Annotated in this window: 16 protein-coding genes; 9 read left to right on the top strand and 7 right to left on the bottom strand. The window is 69.2% G+C overall.

Going from position 1 to position 18,329, the window contains the following annotated elements; all coding sequences use genetic code 11:
* Positions 1–110: 110 nt before the first annotated feature.
* The 5 genes from ACEN9N_RS04940 (at position 111) to ACEN9N_RS04920 (ending at position 4,133) form a co-directional block, all read left to right on the top strand.
* Positions 111–1,364 carry an RNA polymerase sigma factor gene (locus ACEN9N_RS04940; protein WP_495655477.1) on the top strand — a complete coding sequence of 418 codons (1,254 nt, stop codon included), beginning with the start codon at positions 111–113 and terminating at the stop codon, positions 1,362–1,364.
* A 47-nt stretch (positions 1,365–1,411) separates the two neighbouring features.
* Positions 1,412–1,792, top strand: coding sequence for a YciI family protein (locus ACEN9N_RS04935; protein WP_495655476.1), 381 nt, complete (start codon positions 1,412–1,414; stop codon positions 1,790–1,792).
* A 101-nt stretch (positions 1,793–1,893) separates the two neighbouring features.
* Positions 1,894–2,697, top strand: a complete 804-nt coding sequence (locus ACEN9N_RS04930) for an SDR family NAD(P)-dependent oxidoreductase (protein ID WP_413312613.1) — start codon at positions 1,894–1,896, stop codon at positions 2,695–2,697.
* A 62-nt stretch (positions 2,698–2,759) separates the two neighbouring features.
* Positions 2,760–3,350, top strand: a complete 591-nt coding sequence (locus ACEN9N_RS04925; RefSeq protein ID WP_495655475.1) for a GNAT family N-acetyltransferase — start codon at positions 2,760–2,762, stop codon at positions 3,348–3,350.
* Between the two features lie 78 nt (positions 3,351–3,428).
* Entirely contained in the window at positions 3,429–4,133 is a 705-nt protein-coding gene (locus ACEN9N_RS04920) for a response regulator (RefSeq protein WP_495655474.1), read from the top strand.
* A gap of 31 nt (positions 4,134–4,164) precedes the next feature.
* Here ACEN9N_RS04920 and ACEN9N_RS04915 read toward each other — a convergent pair whose 3' ends face one another.
* Positions 4,165–6,024 (bottom strand): YadA family autotransporter adhesin, encoded by a 1,860-nt coding sequence (locus tag ACEN9N_RS04915; RefSeq protein WP_495655473.1) that lies wholly within the window; start codon positions 6,022–6,024, stop codon positions 4,165–4,167.
* A 204-nt stretch (positions 6,025–6,228) separates the two neighbouring features.
* Between ACEN9N_RS04915 and ACEN9N_RS04910 the strand changes: the two genes are divergently transcribed.
* The gene (locus tag ACEN9N_RS04910) at positions 6,229–8,100 is read left to right on the top strand and encodes a sensor histidine kinase (protein WP_495655472.1); all 1,872 of its coding nucleotides are present in this window, start codon (positions 6,229–6,231) and stop codon (positions 8,098–8,100) included.
* Here the strand turns inward: ACEN9N_RS04910 and ACEN9N_RS04905 are convergent, their stop codons facing one another.
* Positions 8,101–10,449 carry a cytochrome P450/oxidoreductase gene (locus tag ACEN9N_RS04905; protein WP_495655471.1) on the bottom strand — a complete coding sequence of 783 codons (2,349 nt, stop codon included), beginning with the start codon at positions 10,447–10,449 and terminating at the stop codon, positions 8,101–8,103.
* 11 nt (positions 10,450–10,460) lie between these two features.
* Positions 10,461–11,435: a Bug family tripartite tricarboxylate transporter substrate binding protein gene (locus ACEN9N_RS04900; RefSeq protein WP_413334077.1), complete on the bottom strand. Its 975-nt coding sequence runs from the start codon at positions 11,433–11,435 to the stop codon at positions 10,461–10,463.
* Positions 11,436–11,549: 114 nt separating this feature from the next.
* Between ACEN9N_RS04900 and ACEN9N_RS04895 the strand changes: the two genes are divergently transcribed.
* A complete protein-coding gene (locus ACEN9N_RS04895; RefSeq protein ID WP_413316155.1) occupies positions 11,550–12,365 on the top strand; it encodes an IclR family transcriptional regulator in 816 nt (271 codons plus the stop codon).
* Between the two features lie 15 nt (positions 12,366–12,380).
* Here the strand turns inward: ACEN9N_RS04895 and ACEN9N_RS04890 are convergent, their stop codons facing one another.
* Positions 12,381–13,205 (bottom strand): undecaprenyl-diphosphate phosphatase, encoded by an 825-nt coding sequence (locus ACEN9N_RS04890; protein ID WP_413316154.1) that lies wholly within the window; start codon positions 13,203–13,205, stop codon positions 12,381–12,383.
* A 148-nt stretch (positions 13,206–13,353) separates the two neighbouring features.
* Between ACEN9N_RS04890 and ACEN9N_RS04885 the strand changes: the two genes are divergently transcribed.
* On the top strand, positions 13,354–14,235 hold the full coding sequence (locus ACEN9N_RS04885) for a hypothetical protein (protein ID WP_413316153.1): 882 nt from the start codon (positions 13,354–13,356) through the stop codon (positions 14,233–14,235).
* Here ACEN9N_RS04885 and ACEN9N_RS04880 read toward each other — a convergent pair.
* Genes ACEN9N_RS04880 through ACEN9N_RS04870 form a run of 3 tightly spaced genes read right to left on the bottom strand, consistent with a single transcriptional unit; the run spans position 14,227 to position 17,208 of the window.
* Positions 14,227–14,883, bottom strand: coding sequence for an aspartate/glutamate racemase family protein (locus tag ACEN9N_RS04880; RefSeq protein WP_495655470.1), 657 nt, complete (start codon positions 14,881–14,883; stop codon positions 14,227–14,229). The two genes, ACEN9N_RS04885 and ACEN9N_RS04880, sit on opposite strands and share 9 nt — an antisense overlap.
* Positions 14,884–14,896: 13 nt before the next feature.
* Positions 14,897–15,811, bottom strand: coding sequence for a transporter substrate-binding domain-containing protein (locus ACEN9N_RS04875; protein WP_495655469.1), 915 nt, complete (start codon positions 15,809–15,811; stop codon positions 14,897–14,899).
* Positions 15,812–15,864: 53 nt separating this feature from the next.
* Positions 15,865–17,208 carry an aspartate aminotransferase family protein gene (locus ACEN9N_RS04870; protein WP_413316150.1) on the bottom strand — a complete coding sequence of 448 codons (1,344 nt, stop codon included), beginning with the start codon at positions 17,206–17,208 and terminating at the stop codon, positions 15,865–15,867.
* Positions 17,209–17,400: 192 nt separating this feature from the next.
* Between ACEN9N_RS04870 and ACEN9N_RS04865 the strand changes: the two genes are divergently transcribed.
* A complete protein-coding gene (locus ACEN9N_RS04865) occupies positions 17,401–18,267 on the top strand; it encodes a MurR/RpiR family transcriptional regulator (protein WP_495655468.1) in 867 nt (288 codons plus the stop codon).
* The last annotated feature ends 62 nt before the right edge of the window (positions 18,268–18,329 follow it).

Below are 18,329 nucleotides of genomic sequence, written 5' to 3'. Positions count from 1 at the left end.
CATTTCTTGTTCGTCGAGGAAAGTGCGTCCGATTTTGCCGAGCGTGTCGGCGCGACGCATACTCGTGCGTCCTTGGGTGAGCAGGAACGAAGGACAAGCAAGCGCGCCGCATGACCGACGACGACACCGCCTGGATCGCCACCACGTTGACCGCCTCGCGCCCGCGCGCGGTGGCCGCGCTGCTGCGCTACTTCCGCGAGCTCGACATGGCCGAGGAAGCTTTCCAGGAAGCCAGCCTGCGCGCCCTGCGGCACTGGCCCGCGAGCGGCCCGCCGCGCGATCCGCTGGCCTGGCTGATCTTCGTCGGGCGCAACGCGGCGCTCGACGAGGTGCGCCGGCGCGGCCAGCACGAGCCGCTGCCCGAGGACGACGCGCTCATTTCCGACCTCGACGACACCGAGGCCGCCCTGGTCGAGCGGCTCGACCAGGCGCACTACCGCGACGACGTGCTGCGCCTGCTCTTCGTCTGCTGCCACCCCGAGCTGCCGCTGACGCAGCAGATCGCGCTGGCATTGCGCATCGTCTCGGGCCTGTCGGTGCGGGAGATCGCGCGCGCCTTCCTGGTCGGCGAAAGCGCGATGGAGCAGCGCATCACCCGCGCCAAGAAGCGCGTGGCCTCGGCCGGCATTCCCTTCGACACGCCGGGCCGGCGCGAACGCGACGAGCGGCTGGCGGCCGTGTGCACCACCGTCTACCTGCTCTTCAACGAAGGCTATTCGGCCAGCGGCGGCGAGGAGCACGTGCGCACCGCGCTGTGCGAGGAGGCGATACGCCTTGCGCGGCTGCTGCTCGAACTGTTCCCCGGCGAGCCCGAGCTGATGGGCCTGGCCGCCCTGCTCCTGCTGCAGCATGCGCGCGCCGATGCGCGGCTGGATGCCGGCGGCATGGTCGTGCTGCTCGAAGACCAGGACCGCGCACGCTGGAACCGCGCGCTCGTCGCCGAGGGGCTGGCACTGGTCGAAGGCGCGCTGCGGCAGCGCGGGCCCGGCCCCTACCAGCTGCAGGCCGCCATCGCCGCCACCCACGCGCAGGCCGCGCACGCCGGGGACACGGACTGGGCCGAGATCGACCGCCTCTACGCCGCGCTCGAAACCTTGCAGCCATCGCCCGTCGTCACGCTGAACCGCGCGGTGGCGGTGCACAAGCTGCACGGGCCGCAGACCGCGCTGGCGCTGACCGAACCGCTGGCCGGCGCGCTCGACGGCTACTTCCACTTCCACGGCCTGCAGGGCGCGCTGCTGATGCAGCTGGAGCGCGCCGACGAAGCCCGTGCCGCCTTCGCACGCGCCCTCGGCATGGCCCGCACGGCAGCGGAGGCCGCGCACATCCGCACGATGCTCGACCGCCTGGGCTCGCCCGGCTGACTCCATCCATCCCACCCGCCACGAACCACGGAAAGAAAAGGAAGACCATGCTCTATTCCATCCTCATCTACGGCTCCGAATCCGCGGTGGCCGCCTGGGAGCCCGGCGTCGAAGAGGAAATGCTCGAACGCCACACCGACCTGCGCGAAGACCTGCACTCGCAGGGCCGGCTCGGCACCGTGCTGCGGCTGATGCCGAACGTGGCGACCACGGTGCGCCGCGCGGGCGACATGCACCCTCTGGTCACCGACGGCCCCTTCGCCGAGACGAAGGAGCAGCTCATGGGCATCTACATCGTGGAGTGCGAGTCGGTCGAGGAGGCCACCCACGCCGCGCACCGGCTGGCCTTCGAGGGCGGGGTGTTCGAGATCAGGCCGGTCACCTGGTACGACCCGGGCGTGATTGCGGCGCGCATTCCGCAGGTCTGAAAAAAGAGGAAAAACTTCCGCGGCGATGTCGGATCGGACCGCCGCCCCGCGTCCTTGGATGGAACGCCCGCATGTCGCGGGCGGCAATCCGAGGAGAAACGATGTCGCAGACGTTCAGGAACAAGTGCGTGGTGGTTCACGGTGGCAGCGGTGCCATCGGCGGCGCGGTGGCCCGCGCCTTCGCGCGTGAAGGCGCCAGGGTGTTCATCACGGGGCGAGACCGCTCCAGGCTCGATGCGGCAGTGCGGACCATCGAAACCGAGGGCGGACGCGCCGAGGCCGACGTGGTCGATGCGCTCGACGAGCAGGCCATGATCCGCCACGCCGCCGAGGTGGCCGAACGCGCCGGCGGCATCGACATCGCGCTCGACGCCATCGGCGTGATGCACGTGCAGGGCACGCCGCTCGCGGCGCTGCCGCTGGAAGACTTCTTTCTGCCCGTGCAGGCCTACACCCGCGGCTGCTTTCTCACGGCCAAGGCCGTGGCGCCGCACATGGCGAAGCGCGGCGGCGGCGTGATTCTTTCGGTGTCCACGCCAGCCTCGCGCCTGCCGGGGCCGGGTTACCTGGGCCACGCGGTGGCCTGCGCGGGCGTGGAGGCGCTTTCGCGCCACATGGCGGGCGAGCTGGCGGCCTTCAACATCCGCACCGTGTGCATCCGCTCGCACGCCATTCCCGAGGCGGTGACGGCAGGCTCGCACGCCCGCGAGGTGTTCCGCCCGGCCGCCGAGAGCATGGGGCTCACGGTGGAGCAGATGCTCGCGGCCAAGCCGCCCGGCCTGCTGGTGCAGCGTCTGCCTTCGCTCGACCAGATGGCGGCCGCCGCACTGTTCGCGGCCTCCGAAGGTGCGGGCGCGATGACGGGCGCTGTGCTGAACCTGAGCGGGGGTGTCACGCTGGACTAAGGTGTGGTCAGGGCGGGCTCCCTAGAATCGCCCGGGTCATTCCCGAACCTCGCCGATTCCGCATGCAGCCTGAATTTCCGTCAGCGCCCGCGCTGGCCGACGCACTGATCGTCGACCCGTTCTATCTCGCGATCTCGGTCGATTTCGAGCACGACATGCCGCAGCGCAAGGCGGTGCTCGCCAACTACTTCGCCTACTCGCTGGGCGAGGCCGCGCGCACTGGCCGCTACCTCGCCGCCGAAGACGCCCGGCTCGGGGCGGCGGCCTGGCTGCTGCCTCGCGCCGATGCGATCGATGCGGCCGAGTCGGCGGCGAAGAGCGACTACCTCGCCGGGGCGCTGGGCCCGCGAGGCCATGACAACTACCGCCGCATCGTCGATTTCATGGCCGCCCGCTCGCCGGCCGTGGCGCCGGCGCATGCCTGGTACCTGTCGATCCTCGGCATCTCGCCCGATGCACAGGGGCGCGGGCTGGGCGGGCAGCTGCTGGCGCCCACGCTGGCCGAGGCCGACGCGGCGGGCGTGCCTTGCTTCCTGGAAACCTTCACGCCGCGCAGCGTGGCCTTCTACGAGCGGCTGGGCTTCCGCGGCGAGGCGGAGCACCTGGAGCCGGTCACGAATTCGACTTACCTGATCATGTGCAGGCCTACCTGACAATAGTTGGCAACAAGTCTGGAAAAATAAGCAAATACCTTGCGCCCGGCTCGCCGGCCTGGCCGAAGAATCCGCCGCATGCCCCCCTTTCCGACCGAAGACGCCGAACCCGTTTCGCTGAGCCCCACGCTGATCGTCGAGGACGAGCCGGCCATGCAGGAGCGCCTGCGCTACGTGCTGTCCACCCTCGGCTGCGACGAGAACCGCATTTCGGTGACCGACAGCGTCACCGGCGCCCGGCAACTGCTCGACAAACAGGGCTACGGCGTGGTGCTGGTGGACATCGGCCTGCCCGACGGCAGCGGGGTCGAGCTCATCGGCTGGCTGCAGGCGCACCACCCGGGCGTTCCGGCGGTGGTGATCTCGGCCTGGCGCACGGAGGAAATCATCTTCGCAGCCCTGCGCGCAGGCGCCATCGGCTACCTGCTCAAGGAGCGCGACGACATCGAGCTGGGCATCGCGCTGCGCAGCATCGAACAGGGTGGCGCGCCCATCGACCCGAGCATCGCCCGCCACATCCTCGCCTGGCTGGCGACGCACCAGCCGCCGCCGGCCGAAGCGGCGGTGCAGGCCTCCGGCAAAGCACCGGCCGCGCTCACGCGCCGGGAGCGCAAGATACTGGAGCTCGTCTCGCAAGGCCTGAGCAACCGCGACATGGCCGAATCACTGTCGATCTCCAGGCTGACCGTGGAATGCCACACCAAGAACATCTACCGCAAGCTGGCCGTCAGCTCGCGCACCGAAGCCGTCTTCGAGGGCCGGCGGCACGGCTTGCTGCGCTGACCTGGCCCGCGCCGGCCTTCTTCCCTGCCCTTCACCATGCATAGCCCGCCTGAACGCGGGCGGCAATGCGGTTGCTGCTGCCGCTGCTGGTGGCCGTGGATACACCCAGCCCCAGGTTCAGGTTGTCGTTGACCTGGTAGCCGAAAGCGAAGCCGATGGCGGATGCGCCGGCGTAGTTGCCCGCGGCGGCCCCCATCCACTTCCTGCCTGCCGCAAGCGTCGGCATGGAGGGCATGGCGAGCGCCGCTGCAATGCCCTTTGCGGCAAAGGCATTCGCCTGGCTGGTCGCGCTGCTCACCGCCTGCTGCATTTGGTTGACGTTGATGGCGTCGGTGCCCAGCACGCCGGGTGCGACATTCGCAATGCCGCGCAACTGCCCGGTGGCCGCGTTGCCCACCGACACGGTGTTGTCGCGATCGGCCACCGAGCCCTGGCCCAGCGCGACCGCATTGCTGCCCGAAGCCAGCGTGTTGGCCCCGAGCGCCACGGCGTTGTTGCCGGTGGCCACCGCGTTGTTGCCCACGGCGGTGGTGGGATCGGCCAGCGCCCTGGCGCCTGCACCGATGGCGACCGAGCCGGCATGGCGGGCCTCGGCGCCGCTGCCGACGGCGGTGGTGCTGTCCCCGTTGGCCGTGGCATTGGTGCCCATCGCCGTGGCGCCCGCACCGGTGGCCTTGCTGCCCGTGCCGCAGGTCACGCTGCCTCCGCTGAAGCTGCACAGGCCGTTGGCGAAGGCCTGATTCATGACGCTCTGCAATGCGGCCACCTGCTGCACCGTGAAGCTGTTGGAGGTCGCCACGGCGCCTTGCTCGGCCTGCTGGACCTGCCCGACGTTGGCGGCATCCGTCATGGCCGTGCCGGCGCGAACGTTGCTGAGCGTGGTTCCCGCGCCGCCGTTGGCATTCAGGCTGACGGTCGCGCCACCCGGACCGTACTGGACCGAGTTGTTCGCCACGCCCAAGGCAGTATTCGCCGTGCCCTGGGCCGCTGCTGCCGCGGCCTGGGCTCCGTTGGCCGTGGTCTGGGCCGTGCTCGCGTTGGCGAGCGCGGTGTTCGCCGTTCCTTGGGCAGCAACAGCCACTGTCTGGGCTCCGTTCGCCATGGCCTGTGCCGTACCTGCATTGGCAAGGGCGGTGTCGGCGGTCTCTCGCACCGAGTACAGCTGGCCGCCGTTGACCGCGTCGGTGCTCGTGGCAGTCACCGATCCCGCACTGACGTTGATCAGGCCGCGCGTTTGGCCGGTGGACCCGAAGGAGACCGTATTGGCCGCCGTGGCAACGGAGTTCGCGCCAATGGCCACGCTGCCGCTCGCACCGCCTTCGACCCGACTGCCCGAGCCGATCGCCACACCGCCTGTCGCAAGCGCCGCCGCGCCCCAAGCGCCACCGTTCGCGCCGCCGATCGCCGTGCTGCCGTTGCCGGACGCCAATGCGCCCTGGTTGGTGCCCGCGGCGCTTCCGATGGCGACCGCCGAGTTGCCCGTAGCCTGCGCACCGCTGCCGCCGGTCTGGCCGCCGAAGCCGCAGCAGCCGTCAATGCCGGCGGCGCCAGCGCCGACGGCAATGGCGCCGAAGGACGTGGCCTGGGCGCCGCTTCCCCCTGCCCCTCCCGTGCCACCCGCAGAACCTGCCCCCGCGGTTCCGCCACCCCCGATGGCCGTCGAACCGTTCGCGGTTGCACTGGCGCCAACGCCGCCTGTTCCACCGGTTCCGCCAGCAGTTCCGCTGCTGCCATCTCCACCCGCACCGATCGCGGTGGCCCCGTCGCCGGAAACCGTAGCCGCGCCGCCGCCGCCACTGGTCGTCCAGCCTGGCAGAGTGGGCCCTGCGTTGCCCGCGCCACCGGCCGCATAGCCCGCGGCGTGCGCGCTTCCTGCGACAAGCAAGGTCATCGCCAGCAGTTGCCTTAGCCCCCCTGCGAACCGCCGTTTTCCTCTCGGGCATTCGCGCAAGACTTCATACTCGCCATTGACGTGGATCCGGATGGACATCGACTTCTCCCTCTGTGAACAACCAAGACAAAACATGGCAAAGTGTGTCTTTTCGTTTTCATCGAGGCCATCCCCGAGAACTGGTAAATGAAGGATCTGGATCGGATGAGGAGCCGGCAGCCCGCGTCGCCCGCACAGGCATTGCTTGCCGCGTTGATGGGCGCCCTTCTTTTCTTCCTCCTTGTTTACATCCCTGCGAGGACGCTCGCGCAGCAGCCCCCTCCTCCCGAGTTCCATGTCGAGGCAGTGCGCGGCACGGGCTGGAACGAGACCAGTCCGCCGACCGACGGCTGGACGCGCGTCACGCTGCCCGACAGCTGGGCCGAACGCTGGCCCGGCTTCGACGGCGTGGTCTGGTATCGCCTCACTTGGGAGCAGCCCGAACAGCCGCGTGAAGCGGGCCTGCTGCTGCACTACCTGAACATGGCCGGCGAGGTGTCGCTCAACGGCACGACGATTTCGCGCGACCAGAGCCTGGTCGAGCCGCTCACCCGCGCCTGGAACACGCCGCGCTACTGGCTGCTGGTGCCGCCGTTGCTGAAACCCGGCAGCACCAACACGCTGCTGGTGCGCGTGTCGGGCCTCTTCGCCTACCAGGCAGGGCTGGGGCCGGTGAGCCTGGGCACGCCGGCCGCGACGCAGGCCGAGTTCGACAGCGAACGCCTGGTGCGCCGCGACCTGCAGGTGCTGGGCCTCGCGGTGAGCGCCGCCGTGTCGGCCTTCTTCGCCGCGCTGTGGCTGCTGCGGCGCAAGGAAGGCGCCTACGGCTGGTTCGCCCTGATGAACATGCTGTGGCTGCTGTTCGGCTACAACCAGATCGCCACCAGCCCCTGGCCCTTTGCGAGCAACCACGCATGGCAGGCGCTGAACATCTCGGTGCTGCTGGTCTTCAGCGTGTCCTACCTCGTCTTCGCGCTGCGCTTCTGCGCGCGGCGCATGCCCTGGCTGGAGGGTGCGGCCTTGGTGATCGCGGTCGCCGGCGTGCTCGACCTGTGGCTGGCGCCCGTTTCCGATCTGATCGCGCATCGCGCCATCTGGATGTCGGCAGGAACGCTCATGAGCATCGCCGTGAACTGCGCCTCGATCGTTCACGCCGCGCGCCATCGCGACAGCCCCATGCGCTCGCTGACGCCCTTCATGGCGGTATCGGCGGCCGCGGCCACGCACGACCTGCTGGCGTTCACCCAGTTGATCGACGCCACCATCTACTACACGGCCATCTCGTCCTACGGGCTGCTGCTGGGCATGGCGCTGACGCTGGCCGCGCGCTTCGTGAGCAGCCTCAAGCGCATCGAGAACTTCAACACCGAGCTGATCGAGGAAGTGAACGCGGCCAAGGCCGAACTGGCCGCCACGCTGGCGCAGCAGCATGCGCTGGAGCTGGCCCATGCGCGCATCGGCGAGCGCGTGAACCTGGTGAGCGACCTGCACGACGGGCTGGGCGGCATGCTGGTGGGCAGCATCGCGACACTGGAGCGCAAGCCCGGGAACCTCGGCGCGCCCGAGCTGCTGGCGATGCTCAAGCGCCTGCGCGACGACCTGCGGCTCATCATCGACGCCACCGGCCGCGACGACGGCGCCCGCGCCCTGGGCGAGTTGCTGGCGCCGATGCGCCACCGCAGCGCGCAGTTGCTGGACGCCAACGGCATCGACTGCCGCTGGCAGGTGTCGGGCATCGACACGCTGGAGCTGCCGCCCTCGCAGAGCCTGGACCTGATGCGCTTCCTGCAGGAGGCGCTGACCAACGTGCTCAAGCACAGCGCGAGCCGCCGGGTGGACGTGACGGTGGCGCGCGATGGCGCCGATCTGCGGCTCAGCGTGCGCGACGACGGGCGCGACTTCGAGGTCGAGGGCCAGACGGCCGGCGCGGGCCTGCGCAATCTGCGCACGCGGGCGCGCCGGCTGGGCGCGGAGCTGCTGCTGCAGTCGCGCCCGGGCGAAACGCAAGTCGCGCTGCGAATGCCGCTGGCAGTCTGATCAGAGCTCCAGCACCAGCCGCCCTTCGCAGGCGCGCGAGCAGCAGGCCATCATCTTGGTGTTGGCGTCGCGCTCCACCCGCGTGAGCACCACGTCACGGTGATCGACCTTGCCGGAGAGCACGCGCACCTCGCAGGAGCCGCACAGGCCTTCCTCGCAATCGCTCTGCACGTCGACGTTCGCGGCGCGCAGCGCGGTCAGCAGAGTCTGGTCGGGCGGCACCGTGAGGACGAGGCCGGAATCCTTCAGCTCCACCTCGAAGGCATGTTCCTTCGATGGATCGAGCGTGGCCAGCGTGGATTCGAAATGCTCCACGCGCAGCGCTCCCTCGGGCCAGGCCGCGCAGCAGTCTTCCAGCGCCTCGAGCATGCGCAGCGGGCCGCAGGCATACACCTGCGCGCCGGGCACCGGCTGCGCGAGCAGCGCCTGCAGGTCGTTGCGCCGGCCTTCGTCCGCGACGTGCAGGTGCAGCCGCTCGCCGTGCAGCGCGGCCAACTCGTCGACGAAGGCCATGCTGCTGCGGCTGCGGCCGCTGTAGTGCAGCTCGTAGTCCATGCCCAGCGCCTTCGCGCGCCGCGCCATCGCGCTCACCGGCGTGATGCCGATGCCGCCGGCGATGAAGATCGCCTTCTTCAGCGACTCGTCGAGCCTGAAGTGGTTGCGCGGGCCGCGGATGCGCAGCCGGTCGCCCGCCTTCACGCTGCCATGCACCCAGGCCGAGCCGCCGCGCCCCTCGGGCTCGTGCAGCACGGCGATCTCGAAGGCGCCCGCGTCGTCCGGGTCGCCGCACAGCGAGTACTGGCGCGACAGCTCGGGCGTGCCGCATTCCACGTCGATGTGCGAGCCGGCCGTCCAGCGCGGCAGCGGCTTGCCGTCGGGCGACACCAGGCGCAGCCTGACGATGCCATCGGCCACGGGCGTCACGGCCTGCACCACCACGGGCCGTGCGATGGCGTGCGCCGAAGGCTCGCCGATGCGCACCGGCACGCGCACGTCGCGCAGGCCGGGGTTCGCGCGCTCGGGGTTGGCGGCCGGGTCCCATTCCACCCACAGGTGCTCGGGGCCGCGGAAGGAGGTGTTCGGCACGTAGGTGAAGCGCTGCTCGGAAAGCCGCATGTGCGGCAGCCGGCGCGTGAACTCCTCCAGGAAGATCTGCATCTCCATGCGCGCCAGGTTCTTGCCCATGCACTGGTGCGAGCCGTAGCCGAAGGTCAGGTGGTCGCTGGCGTTGTCGCGGCGGATGTCGAACAGGTCGGCATCGAAAAAATGCCCCTCGTCGTGGTTGGCCGAAGAGGTGACGATCAGCAGGCGCGAGCCCGCCGGCAGGTCGACGCCGCCGACCTGAGTGTCTTTCGTGACCATGCGCCGCCACGCGGCCACCGAGCCGTTGTGGCGCAGGCACTCTTCCACCGCGTTGGGAATGAGCCCCGGGTCCTCGCACAGCTCGCGCCACACCTGCGGGTGCTGCAGCAGCAGCTTCACCGCGTTGGCGGTGGCGTTGGCGGTGGTCTCGTGCGCGGCGACGATGCCGGCCATCATCATCGAGTGCAGGTACGAGTCGGTCACCACCTCGGGGTGCAGCATCTGCTTGCGGATGCCGTACTGCATCCAGCCGGGTGCGTCCGGGTCCTGCCGCATCTTGGCCAGCACCTTGCCGGCGTACTGCCAGAAGTTGCCGACCGCGTGCGCCACGGCCACCTGCTCCTCGGGCTTCGGACGGCCCCAGGTGTTGACGGTGTGCGCGATGGAGTACTTGCGCAGCGTGTCCATGTCTTCCTCGGGCACGCCGAGGAAGTGCAGCGCTACCGTGAGCGGAATTTCCCACAGCATCTGGTCGACGAGGTCGGCGCGGCCGTCGTCGATGAAGCGGTCGACGTACTCGCGCGCCAGCTCGCGCACCATGGGCTCGTGGTGCTTCAGCGCCTCGGGCGTGAACGGGTCCATCAGCGCGCGGCGGCGCGGCATGTGGGCGGGCTCGTCCTCGTTGACCAGCGTGCGGTTGAGCGCGAAGCCGTAGGAGGCCAGCACCGCATTGGCCTCCTCGCCGGTGGGCGTGATCTTCTCCAGCGCGATCGAGGGGCTGAAGGTGATGTTGTCGCGGAACACCGCCTTGATGTCCTCGTAGCGCGTGAGCACCCAGTAGCCCAGCTTGGGGCCGTAGAAGATGGGCTCCTGCTCGCGCGCCCAGCGCACGTACTCGGGCGGGTCCTGCTGGTAGCCGTCCTCGAAGGGGTCGAAGCCGGCGGCGCGCTGGCTCACCGGGCAGCCGGTGGGCGTGCGCTCGGAGGACAGCGCCCCGTGCGCGACGGGGCAGCCGGAGGTGCGCGAGGACGTGGCGGTATCGGACATGGCGGGCAGCTTCAGTCGAGGGTGATCTTCAGGTCGCGGATGAGCTTGTGCCAGCGCACCGTCTCGTTCTTCAGCAGCTCGGCGTACTGCGCGGGCGTGTTGCCCACCGGCTCCACGCCGAAGTCGACCATGCGCGTGCGCACCGAGGGCTCGCTGATGGCGGCGACCAGCTGGCGGTTGAGCGTGTTCACCACGTCGGCTGGCGTGGCCGAGGGCACCACCACGCCGACCAGCGCGGCGGCCTCGACGTTCTTGTAGCCCAGCTCGGCGAAGGTGGGCACGTCGGGCAGCTGCGGCAGGCGCGTGGGGTTGGCCACGGCCAGTGCGCGCACCTTGCCGCCCTTGATGAAGCCGGAGCCCGCGGCCAGGTCGACCATCATGGCCGGCAGCTGCCCGCCGACCACGTCAGCCAGCGCGGGTGCCGCGCCGCGGTACGGCACATGCACCATGAAGAGCTTGGCCTCCACCTTCAGCAGCTCCATGGCCAGGTGGTGCGGGCTGCCCGCGCCGGCCGAGGCGTAGTTGATGCCGCCCGGCTTGGCCCGGGCCTGGGCGATGAAGTCCTTGGCCGAACTGAAGCCCGAGTTGGCGCCGACGACCAGGATCATCGGGAACTTGCCCATCAGCGTGACGGGCGCCAGGTCTTTCGTGGGGCTGTAGCTCAGCGACTTGTAGAGCGCGGGGTTGAACACCAGCGTGCCGTTGTCGGCCGAGAGGATGGTGTAGCCGTCGGCCGCCGCGCGCGCGGTTTCGGAAGCGGCCAGCGCGGTGTTGCCACCCGGCTTGTTGTCCACCAGCACCGGCTGCGCGACCTGGGTGGACAGCGTCTGCGCCACCGTGCGCGCAAGGAAGTCGGAACCGCCGCCGGCTGCGTAGGGAACGATCCAGCGGATCGGCTTGGCGGGAAAGGCCTGCTGTGCGCCGGCGCCGGCAGCGACGGCAGCCAGGGAAAGAACCGCGAGGCAGCGGGCGAAGTGCTTCTTCATGAGGGTGTCTCCGTACTGGATTTTGTGTATTGCGTAATTATCATACGCATAGCGTAATTCACGAATCGCGGGTTTACCCGACCCCATCGCGCGAGCACCTAACATCCAGCCGTCATGACGCAGTCCACGGAATCCGAGCCCTCCTCTCCTCCCACCCGCGAACGCCGCCAGCGCGTGCAGTCCGCCGAGACCGGCATGTCCGTGCTCAAGGGGCTGGCGCACCTGGGCGGGCGCAGCAGCCTGACCGCGCTGTCGGCGCACGTCGCCGAGAGCCCCGCCAAGGTGCACCGCTACCTCGCGAGCCTGATGGAAGCGGGCCTGGTGCTGCAGGACGCCGCCTCGCAGCACTACTACCTGGGCACCGAAGCCATCCAGATCGGGCTGGCCGCCATGCGCCAGGCCGATCCGATCCGGGCGGCCGAGCCCTGCCTGATACGCCTGCGCGAATCGCTGGAGGTGACCTGCTTCGTGGCGGTGATGGGAAACAAGGGCCCGACCATCGTGCGCTTCGAGGAGCCGGGACTGCCTGTGACGGTGAATGTGCGCGCCGGCTCGGTGATGTCGATGCTGTGGTCGGCCACCGGCCGGGCCTTCCTGGGGCTGCTCGACGAGTCGCGCGTGCTGGCGCTGGCCGAGCAGGAGCTGGCCGATGCCACGCCAGAGATGCGCGCCCTGCTCGACGCGAAAGACCCGATCGGCCAGCTGCGCCACGAGGTGCGGCAGGCGCGCTGCGCGAGCGTCAGGGACACCTACCTGCGCGGCATCAGCGCCGTGGCGGCGCCGGTGTACGACTATGCGGGGAGGGTCTGCGCCGTGATCACCGCGCTGGGCGCCACGGGGGGCTTCGACCCGTCCATCGATGGGCCCATCGCCGCGGCGGTGCGGCAGGAAGCCAGGGCCGCAAGCGCCCTGCTGGGCGCCTCGGCCTGAGGAATCAAGTCCGGATCAGTCCGCCCAGACCACCGTGCCGGTCCACGCAGTGGCCAGCACCACGATGCCGAAGGCGATGCGGTACCAGGCGAACGGAATGAAGTTGTGGGTGCTGATGTACTTCAGCAGCCAGCGCACGCACAACCATGCGCTGATGAACGAGAACACCAGCCCCACCGCGAACAGCGGGAGGTCGGCCACCGACAGCAGCGCGCGCTCCTTGTAGAGGCTGTACACGCCGGCACCGATCAGCGTCGGAATGGCCAGGAAGAACGAGAAATCTGTCGCCGCCTGCCGCGACAGCCCCAGCAGCATGCCGCCGATGATGGTCGAGCCGCTGCGGCTGGTGCCGGGGATCATCGCGAAGCACTGCACCAGGCCGACCTTGAGTGCGTCCCAGGGCGACATGTCGTCGACATGCTCCACGCGCACCGAACCCGGCGGCCGCTTCTCGGCCCAGAGGATGATGAAGCCGCCGATGATGAAGGTGCTCGCCACCACGGTCGGGATGAACAGGTGCGCCTTGATGGCCTTGCCGAACAGCAGGCCCAGCACCACCGCGGGCAGGAAGCCGATGAAGATGTTCAGCGCCAGGCGCTGCGCCTTCGGCTGCCGGGGCAGCGCGACGACGGTCGACTTGATCTTGTGCCAGTAGACCAGGATCACCGCGAAGATCGCGCCGGTCTGGATGGCGATGTCGAAGACCTTGGCCTTGTCGTCGTCGAAACCGAGCAGCGAGCCCGCAAGAATCAGGTGGCCGGTCGACGAGATCGGCAGGAATTCGGTCAGCCCTTCGACGATGCCCATCACGGCGGCCTTGACCAGCAAAACAATGTCCACGCGCACTCCTTTGAAGAGCGGCCATTATCGCGAGGGAGCAGTCAGGCGCCATTCAGGCTCCCCTGTTCGGGTGATGTTCAGACCCGGTGCATTGGCACACAGTCGGGCATGTTCGGGCATGTGTGGCGCCCGAAGGAGCCTTGACCCAATGCGAACGTTCACGCCCAACGACGGGCTCGAAGAACACGCCTCGACCGCCGACGACCACGGCGAAGACCGCCGGAAGAACGCGCAGGATCTCGAGCGCGAGCAGCGCGCCTCGATGCGGCGGGTGGCCGAGGCCACCGGCGCATCGGCCAGCGAGCTGCAGCAGCTGATGCAGCGGCTGCTCGACATCGACCGCTCGGGCACGAGTGTCGGCATCGTGGCGCAGGGCCATATCGCCGCCGACCGCATGCAATCGGGCATGCCGGTGCTGGACCTCGGCGGCGGCAACATGGCCGAACAGCAGGTCGACGCCATGCAGAGCATCGATTTCCGGCTGCTCGAAACGCTGGACCCGGCGCACGACAAGAAGTGGTACGCCCGCTGGAAGTTCTGGAGCTTCATCCTCGGTGCGGCCGGCCCCGAGGCCGCGCTCACGCTGCAGGGCCTGGCGCTGCGCCCCACCGAGCCCGGCGATGCGCACGCCGACCTGGTGGCCAAGGCGCGCAAGGTGCTGGAAAGCTGGCGCCGCACCTCCGAGCCGCTGTTCTGGGCAGCCGTCGAGTGCTACGTGCGGCAGCAGTCGTTCTCGCTCGAAACGCAGGCCTACCTGATGCACTGCATCGCCGCCGTGTTCGCGGGCACCCCGATGAAGCTGTCGAACGCGCAGAGCGAGCAGCTCGCGGGCGTGCTCATCGACACCTATTGCGATGCGCTGGGCACCTCGGCGTGCATGCCCTCGGCGGGCATCTACCGGCGGCTGTCGCAAGGCCTGGACGCAACCGACCGCGAAACCGGCATACCCCGCTACCTGGGGCGCAGCGACGCGGCGCAGATCGCGATGACGGCGCTGTTCTCGGTCATCGAAGGCTCGCGCTCACGCTGACCCGGGCCCGATGCGCCGGCGCAGTGCGCGCACTGCGCTGTCGACCGTGGTCAGCACCGGCAGGCCGCTGGCCGTTTCGCAGGCGGCGCGCGCGCGCGCCATGCTGAACTGGGCCAAGGCAATGCGCGTGCAGCTGCGCTTGCTCAGGGCCACGGCCTGCGCGGCGATCAGGGCGTCGTGCTGCTGCGTGTCGCCGGCATTCAATGCGTCGAGCGCGCCTTCGGCCAGCGCGGGTTCGATTGCCGTACCCCGCGGAAACTCGGGCGGCATGGAGGCCAGCGTCGGCGCGAAGGTGGCGATCAGCCCGAGCCGCCCCTGCCCTTGCGCCACCTCGTCGATCATGGCTTCGTTGGGCTTGAGCACCGGAATGCCCACATGGCGCCGCGCCACCGCCTCGATGCACGGCCCGAAGGCCGAGCAGGTGAAGAGAATGCCCTGCGCGCCCGTGTCGACCGCGTACTGCGCGAGCCGCTGGAAGCGCTCGTGCATGGCGCCGTCGAGCCCCTTGCTGCCGTTGCGCGCGAGGTCGGCCGACAGGCTGTCGTCGAGCAGGTTCATGCGCCGAGCCTCGGGCCAGTCGCGCGCGAAGGCGTCGTTGATGGGCGCGACCGAGTGCGACAGGGCGTGGATCAGGGCAATGCGAGTCATGGGATGATGGGGTTCAGATGCCCTTCGACGAGGGGTTCGCGAAGGCGTCCTTCGTCTCGGCGTTGAGCGGGTAGTTGATGTTGATGCCCTTCGGCGGGATGGGCGACATGAACCACTTGGCATAGAGCTTTTCCATCTCGCCTGACTTCATCATGCCCGACACCACGCGGTCGACCAGCGCCTTGAAGGCCGGGTCGTCCTTGCGAAACATCAGCGACTGGTTCTCGGTGCGAAGGCTCTCGCCGGTGATGAGGAAGTCCTTCGGGTTGCGCGCATTCGCGATCTGCCCGGCCAGCAGGATGTCGTCGAGCACGAAGGCCTGGGCGCGGCCGCTTTCCACCAGCAGGAAGGAGTCGCTGTGGTCCTTGCCCGCGAGGTTGGTCACGTCGAGGCTGCGGCCCCGGTCGGCCTCGCGCAGCAGGCGGAACGAGGTGGTGCCGGTGGTGGTGGCCACGGTCTTGCCCTGCAGGTCGGCGATGCCCTTGATGCCCGAATCGGCCTTCACCAGCATGCGCACGTTGTAGCGGAAGATGTCCGGCGAGAACGCCACCTGCTTCTGGCGCTCGACCAGGTTGGTGGTGGAGCCGCACTCGATGTCGACCGTGCCGTTCTGCACCAGCGGCATGCGGTTGGCCGAGGTGACAGCCTGGTACTTGATCTCGATGGCGGGCAGCTTCAGCTCGGCCTTCACCGCCTCGACGATGCGGTTGCAGATCTCGATGCTGTAGCCCACCGGCTTGAGGTTGCCGTCGAGGTACGAGAAGCCGAACGACGACTCGCGGTAGCCGAAGGTGATGGCGCCGCTGGCCTTGATCTTGGCAAGCGTGTCGTTGTCCTGGGCCTGTGCGGCCGTGAGCGGCATGAGGGCCGCGAAGAGCATCGCGAGCGCGGTGGCACCGAAGGGAAACGGCAGACGAAGCTTGGGCATGGAACGCTCCTCGGAACGACGGTTGAAGGAAAAGGGAACTGAAAAAGTGGTGCTCAGCGCGCAGCTGCCGCAGCGGCGCGCGTGACAGCGTCGATGGAGGCCGCGAGCCGCGCGGCGATCTCCTGCAGGTCCTGCCGCGTGGCGATGAAGGGCGGTGCCAGCAGCACGTGGTCGCCCTGCCGGCCATCGACCGTGCCGCCGAAGGGGTAGCACAGCAGGCCACGCGCCATGGCGTCCTTCTTGACGGTGGCGTTGAGCTTCAGCGCCGGATCGAACGGCGCCTTGCTCGCGCGATCGGCCACCAACTCGATGCCCCAGAAGAAGCCGCGGCCACGGATGTCGCCCACGTGCGGGTGCGCGCCCAGCGCCTCGGCCAGCATCGCGCCGAACGCAATGCCGTCTTCGCGCACCTTGGCCACCAGCCCGTCGCGCCGGATCACCCGCTGCACCGCGAGCGCGGCGGCACAGGCCATCGGATGGCCGAGGTAGGTGTGGCCGTGCTGGAAGAAGCCGCTGCCCTTCGACATGGCATCGACGATGCTGCGCTGCGCCAGCACCGCGCCGATGGGCTGGTAGCCGCCGCCCAAGCCCTTGGCGACGGTCATCAGGTCGGGCACCACGCCCTCCTGCTCGCAGGCGTGCAGCGAGCCGGTGCGGCCCATGCCGCACATCACCTCGTCGAGGATCAGCAGCACGCCGTACTTGTCGCACACCGCGCGCACCGCCTTGAAGTAGCCCGGCACGGGCGTGAGCACGCCGGCCGTGGCACCGCCGACGGTCTCGGCCACGAAGGCGATCACCCGGTCGGCACCCTGCGCGAGGATGGCCGCCTCGAGTTCGGCCGCGAGGCGCAGGCCGTACTGTTCGGCGCTTTCGTCGGCGCGCTGCTCGCGGTACGGATAGCACGGCGCCACATGCGTGGCCGGCACGAGAATCGGCGCGAAGGGCTCGCGCCGCCACGCGTTGCCGCCCACCGCCAGCGCGCCGAGCGTATTGCCGTGATAGCTCTGGCGGCGCGCGATGAAGTGCGTGCGCTGCGGCTGGCCAATTTCGACGAAGTATTGCCGCGCCATCTTCAGCGCCGACTCCACCGCCTCCGAACCGCCGCTCACCAGGTAGACGTGGCTCATGCCTTCGGGAGCGGAGCCGATCATCTCGTCGGCCAGCTGTTCGGCCACCTCGCTCGTGAAGAAGCTGGTGTGCGCATAGGCCAGCTTGTCGAGCTGGGCGTGCATGGCGGCCAGCACCTCGGGGTGCGCATGGCCCAGCGACGACACCGCAGCGCCGCCCGAAGCGTCGAGGTATTCGCGGCCTTCGGCGTCACGGATGAACATGCCGTGGGAGCCGGCGGCTACGGGCGGGGTCTGGCGAAGGTGGCGGTGGAAGACGTGCGTCATGGTGTTTTGGATGCTTGGAACCAACGTTTCGCCCGGATTATTGTTTGGAACATTTGTTCCGTCAACTGTTCCCGTCTTCCACCTCCGGTACATTTGTTCCAACCGCAGCCGAAGAGAGACGGAGCCATGAGCGCCGCCGCCGGGCCGTCCCAAGCAAGCGCGCACCGCAGTGCGAAGCACGGAGGTCATCCAATGAACACCAGAGAGCAGATCCGCCAGCATTTCAACGAACTGAGCCCCGCGCTGCAGCAGGTGGCGCGCTACGTGCTCGACCATCCGAACGAGGTGGTCACGGGCTCGATGCGCAACGTCGGCACGCGTTCGCAGAGCACGCCTGCCACGCTCGTGCGGTTCGCCCAGCATCTGGGTTTCGGAGGCTGGCCGCAGCTCAAGGAAGCATTTGCCGCCGACATGGGCCTGGGCTCCGAAACCTACGGCGGGCGCGCCAAGCAGCTCGTCGGCCGCGCGAAAGACCAGACGCTGACCGGCGAAATGTTCGAGGTGCAGCGCCGCAACCTCGAGGCCACCCACCAGCAAAGCGAGCAGGCGCTGCAGAAGGCCTGCCTGCTGATCGAGAAGGCGCCGGCCGTGCACGCCGCGGGTTTCAGGGCGTGCTTTCCGATCGCCTTTTCATTCGTCTACGTGTACCGGCTCTTCCGCGCCAGCGTGCACCTGGTCGACGGCCAGGGCGGCTCGCTGGAGATGCAGCAGCGCGCTTTCGCCAAGGGCGACGCGCTGGTGGTGGCGAGCTTTGCGCCCTACTCGCGCGAGGCGCTGCAGGTGGCGCAGGCGGCCCGGGCGGCGGGCTGCCGCATCGTTGCCATCACCGACAGTGCGGCCTCGCCGCTGTCGCTGCTGGCGGACGAGACCCTGCTCTTCACGATCAACAGCCCCTCGTTCTTCCCCTCGGTCGCGGCCGGGGTGGCGGTAACGGAAGCGCTGGTCGAACTGCTGGCCAGCCGCGCCGGCAAGCCCGTGATCCGGCGCATCGACCAGGCGGAGGCGCAACTGTTCGAATCGGGGGCCTACCTCACGGCCCCGGCGGCGCGGGGCAGCTAGCTTCCTCCAGCGGAACCCTGCCCGCGATGGTGTATCCAACCGTTGTCGCGGCGCCTTGTCGC

The organism is Variovorax sp. Varisp46, from assembly GCF_059491885.1.
The sequence above is the reverse complement of the archived record's forward strand: the minus strand, read 5'-3'. Positions and strand labels throughout refer to the sequence as shown.

Bases quoted from the DNA above. Each gene is read 5' to 3' on its own strand.
- ACEN9N_RS04940 (WP_495655477.1), top strand. From the start codon at position 111: ATGACCGACGACGACACCGCCTGGATCGCCACCACGTTGACCGCCTCG.
- ACEN9N_RS04935 (WP_495655476.1), top strand. From the start codon at position 1,412: ATGCTCTATTCCATCCTCATCTACGGCTCCGAATCCGCGGTGGCCGCC.
- ACEN9N_RS04930 (WP_413312613.1), top strand. From the start codon at position 1,894: ATGTCGCAGACGTTCAGGAACAAGTGCGTGGTGGTTCACGGTGGCAGC.
- ACEN9N_RS04925 (WP_495655475.1), top strand. From the start codon at position 2,760: ATGCAGCCTGAATTTCCGTCAGCGCCCGCGCTGGCCGACGCACTGATC.
- ACEN9N_RS04920 (WP_495655474.1), top strand. From the start codon at position 3,429: ATGCCCCCCTTTCCGACCGAAGACGCCGAACCCGTTTCGCTGAGCCCC.
- ACEN9N_RS04915 (WP_495655473.1), bottom strand. From the start codon at position 6,024: ATGACCTTGCTTGTCGCAGGAAGCGCGCACGCCGCGGGCTATGCGGCC.
- ACEN9N_RS04910 (WP_495655472.1), top strand. From the start codon at position 6,229: ATGAGGAGCCGGCAGCCCGCGTCGCCCGCACAGGCATTGCTTGCCGCG.
- ACEN9N_RS04905 (WP_495655471.1), bottom strand. From the start codon at position 10,449: ATGTCCGATACCGCCACGTCCTCGCGCACCTCCGGCTGCCCCGTCGCG.
- ACEN9N_RS04900 (WP_413334077.1), bottom strand. From the start codon at position 11,435: ATGAAGAAGCACTTCGCCCGCTGCCTCGCGGTTCTTTCCCTGGCTGCC.
- ACEN9N_RS04895 (WP_413316155.1), top strand. From the start codon at position 11,550: ATGACGCAGTCCACGGAATCCGAGCCCTCCTCTCCTCCCACCCGCGAA.
- ACEN9N_RS04885 (WP_413316153.1), top strand. From the start codon at position 13,354: ATGCGAACGTTCACGCCCAACGACGGGCTCGAAGAACACGCCTCGACC.
- ACEN9N_RS04880 (WP_495655470.1), bottom strand. From the start codon at position 14,883: ATGACTCGCATTGCCCTGATCCACGCCCTGTCGCACTCGGTCGCGCCC.
- ACEN9N_RS04875 (WP_495655469.1), bottom strand. From the start codon at position 15,811: ATGCCCAAGCTTCGTCTGCCGTTTCCCTTCGGTGCCACCGCGCTCGCG.
- ACEN9N_RS04870 (WP_413316150.1), bottom strand. From the start codon at position 17,208: ATGACGCACGTCTTCCACCGCCACCTTCGCCAGACCCCGCCCGTAGCC.
- ACEN9N_RS04865 (WP_495655468.1), top strand. From the start codon at position 17,401: ATGAACACCAGAGAGCAGATCCGCCAGCATTTCAACGAACTGAGCCCC.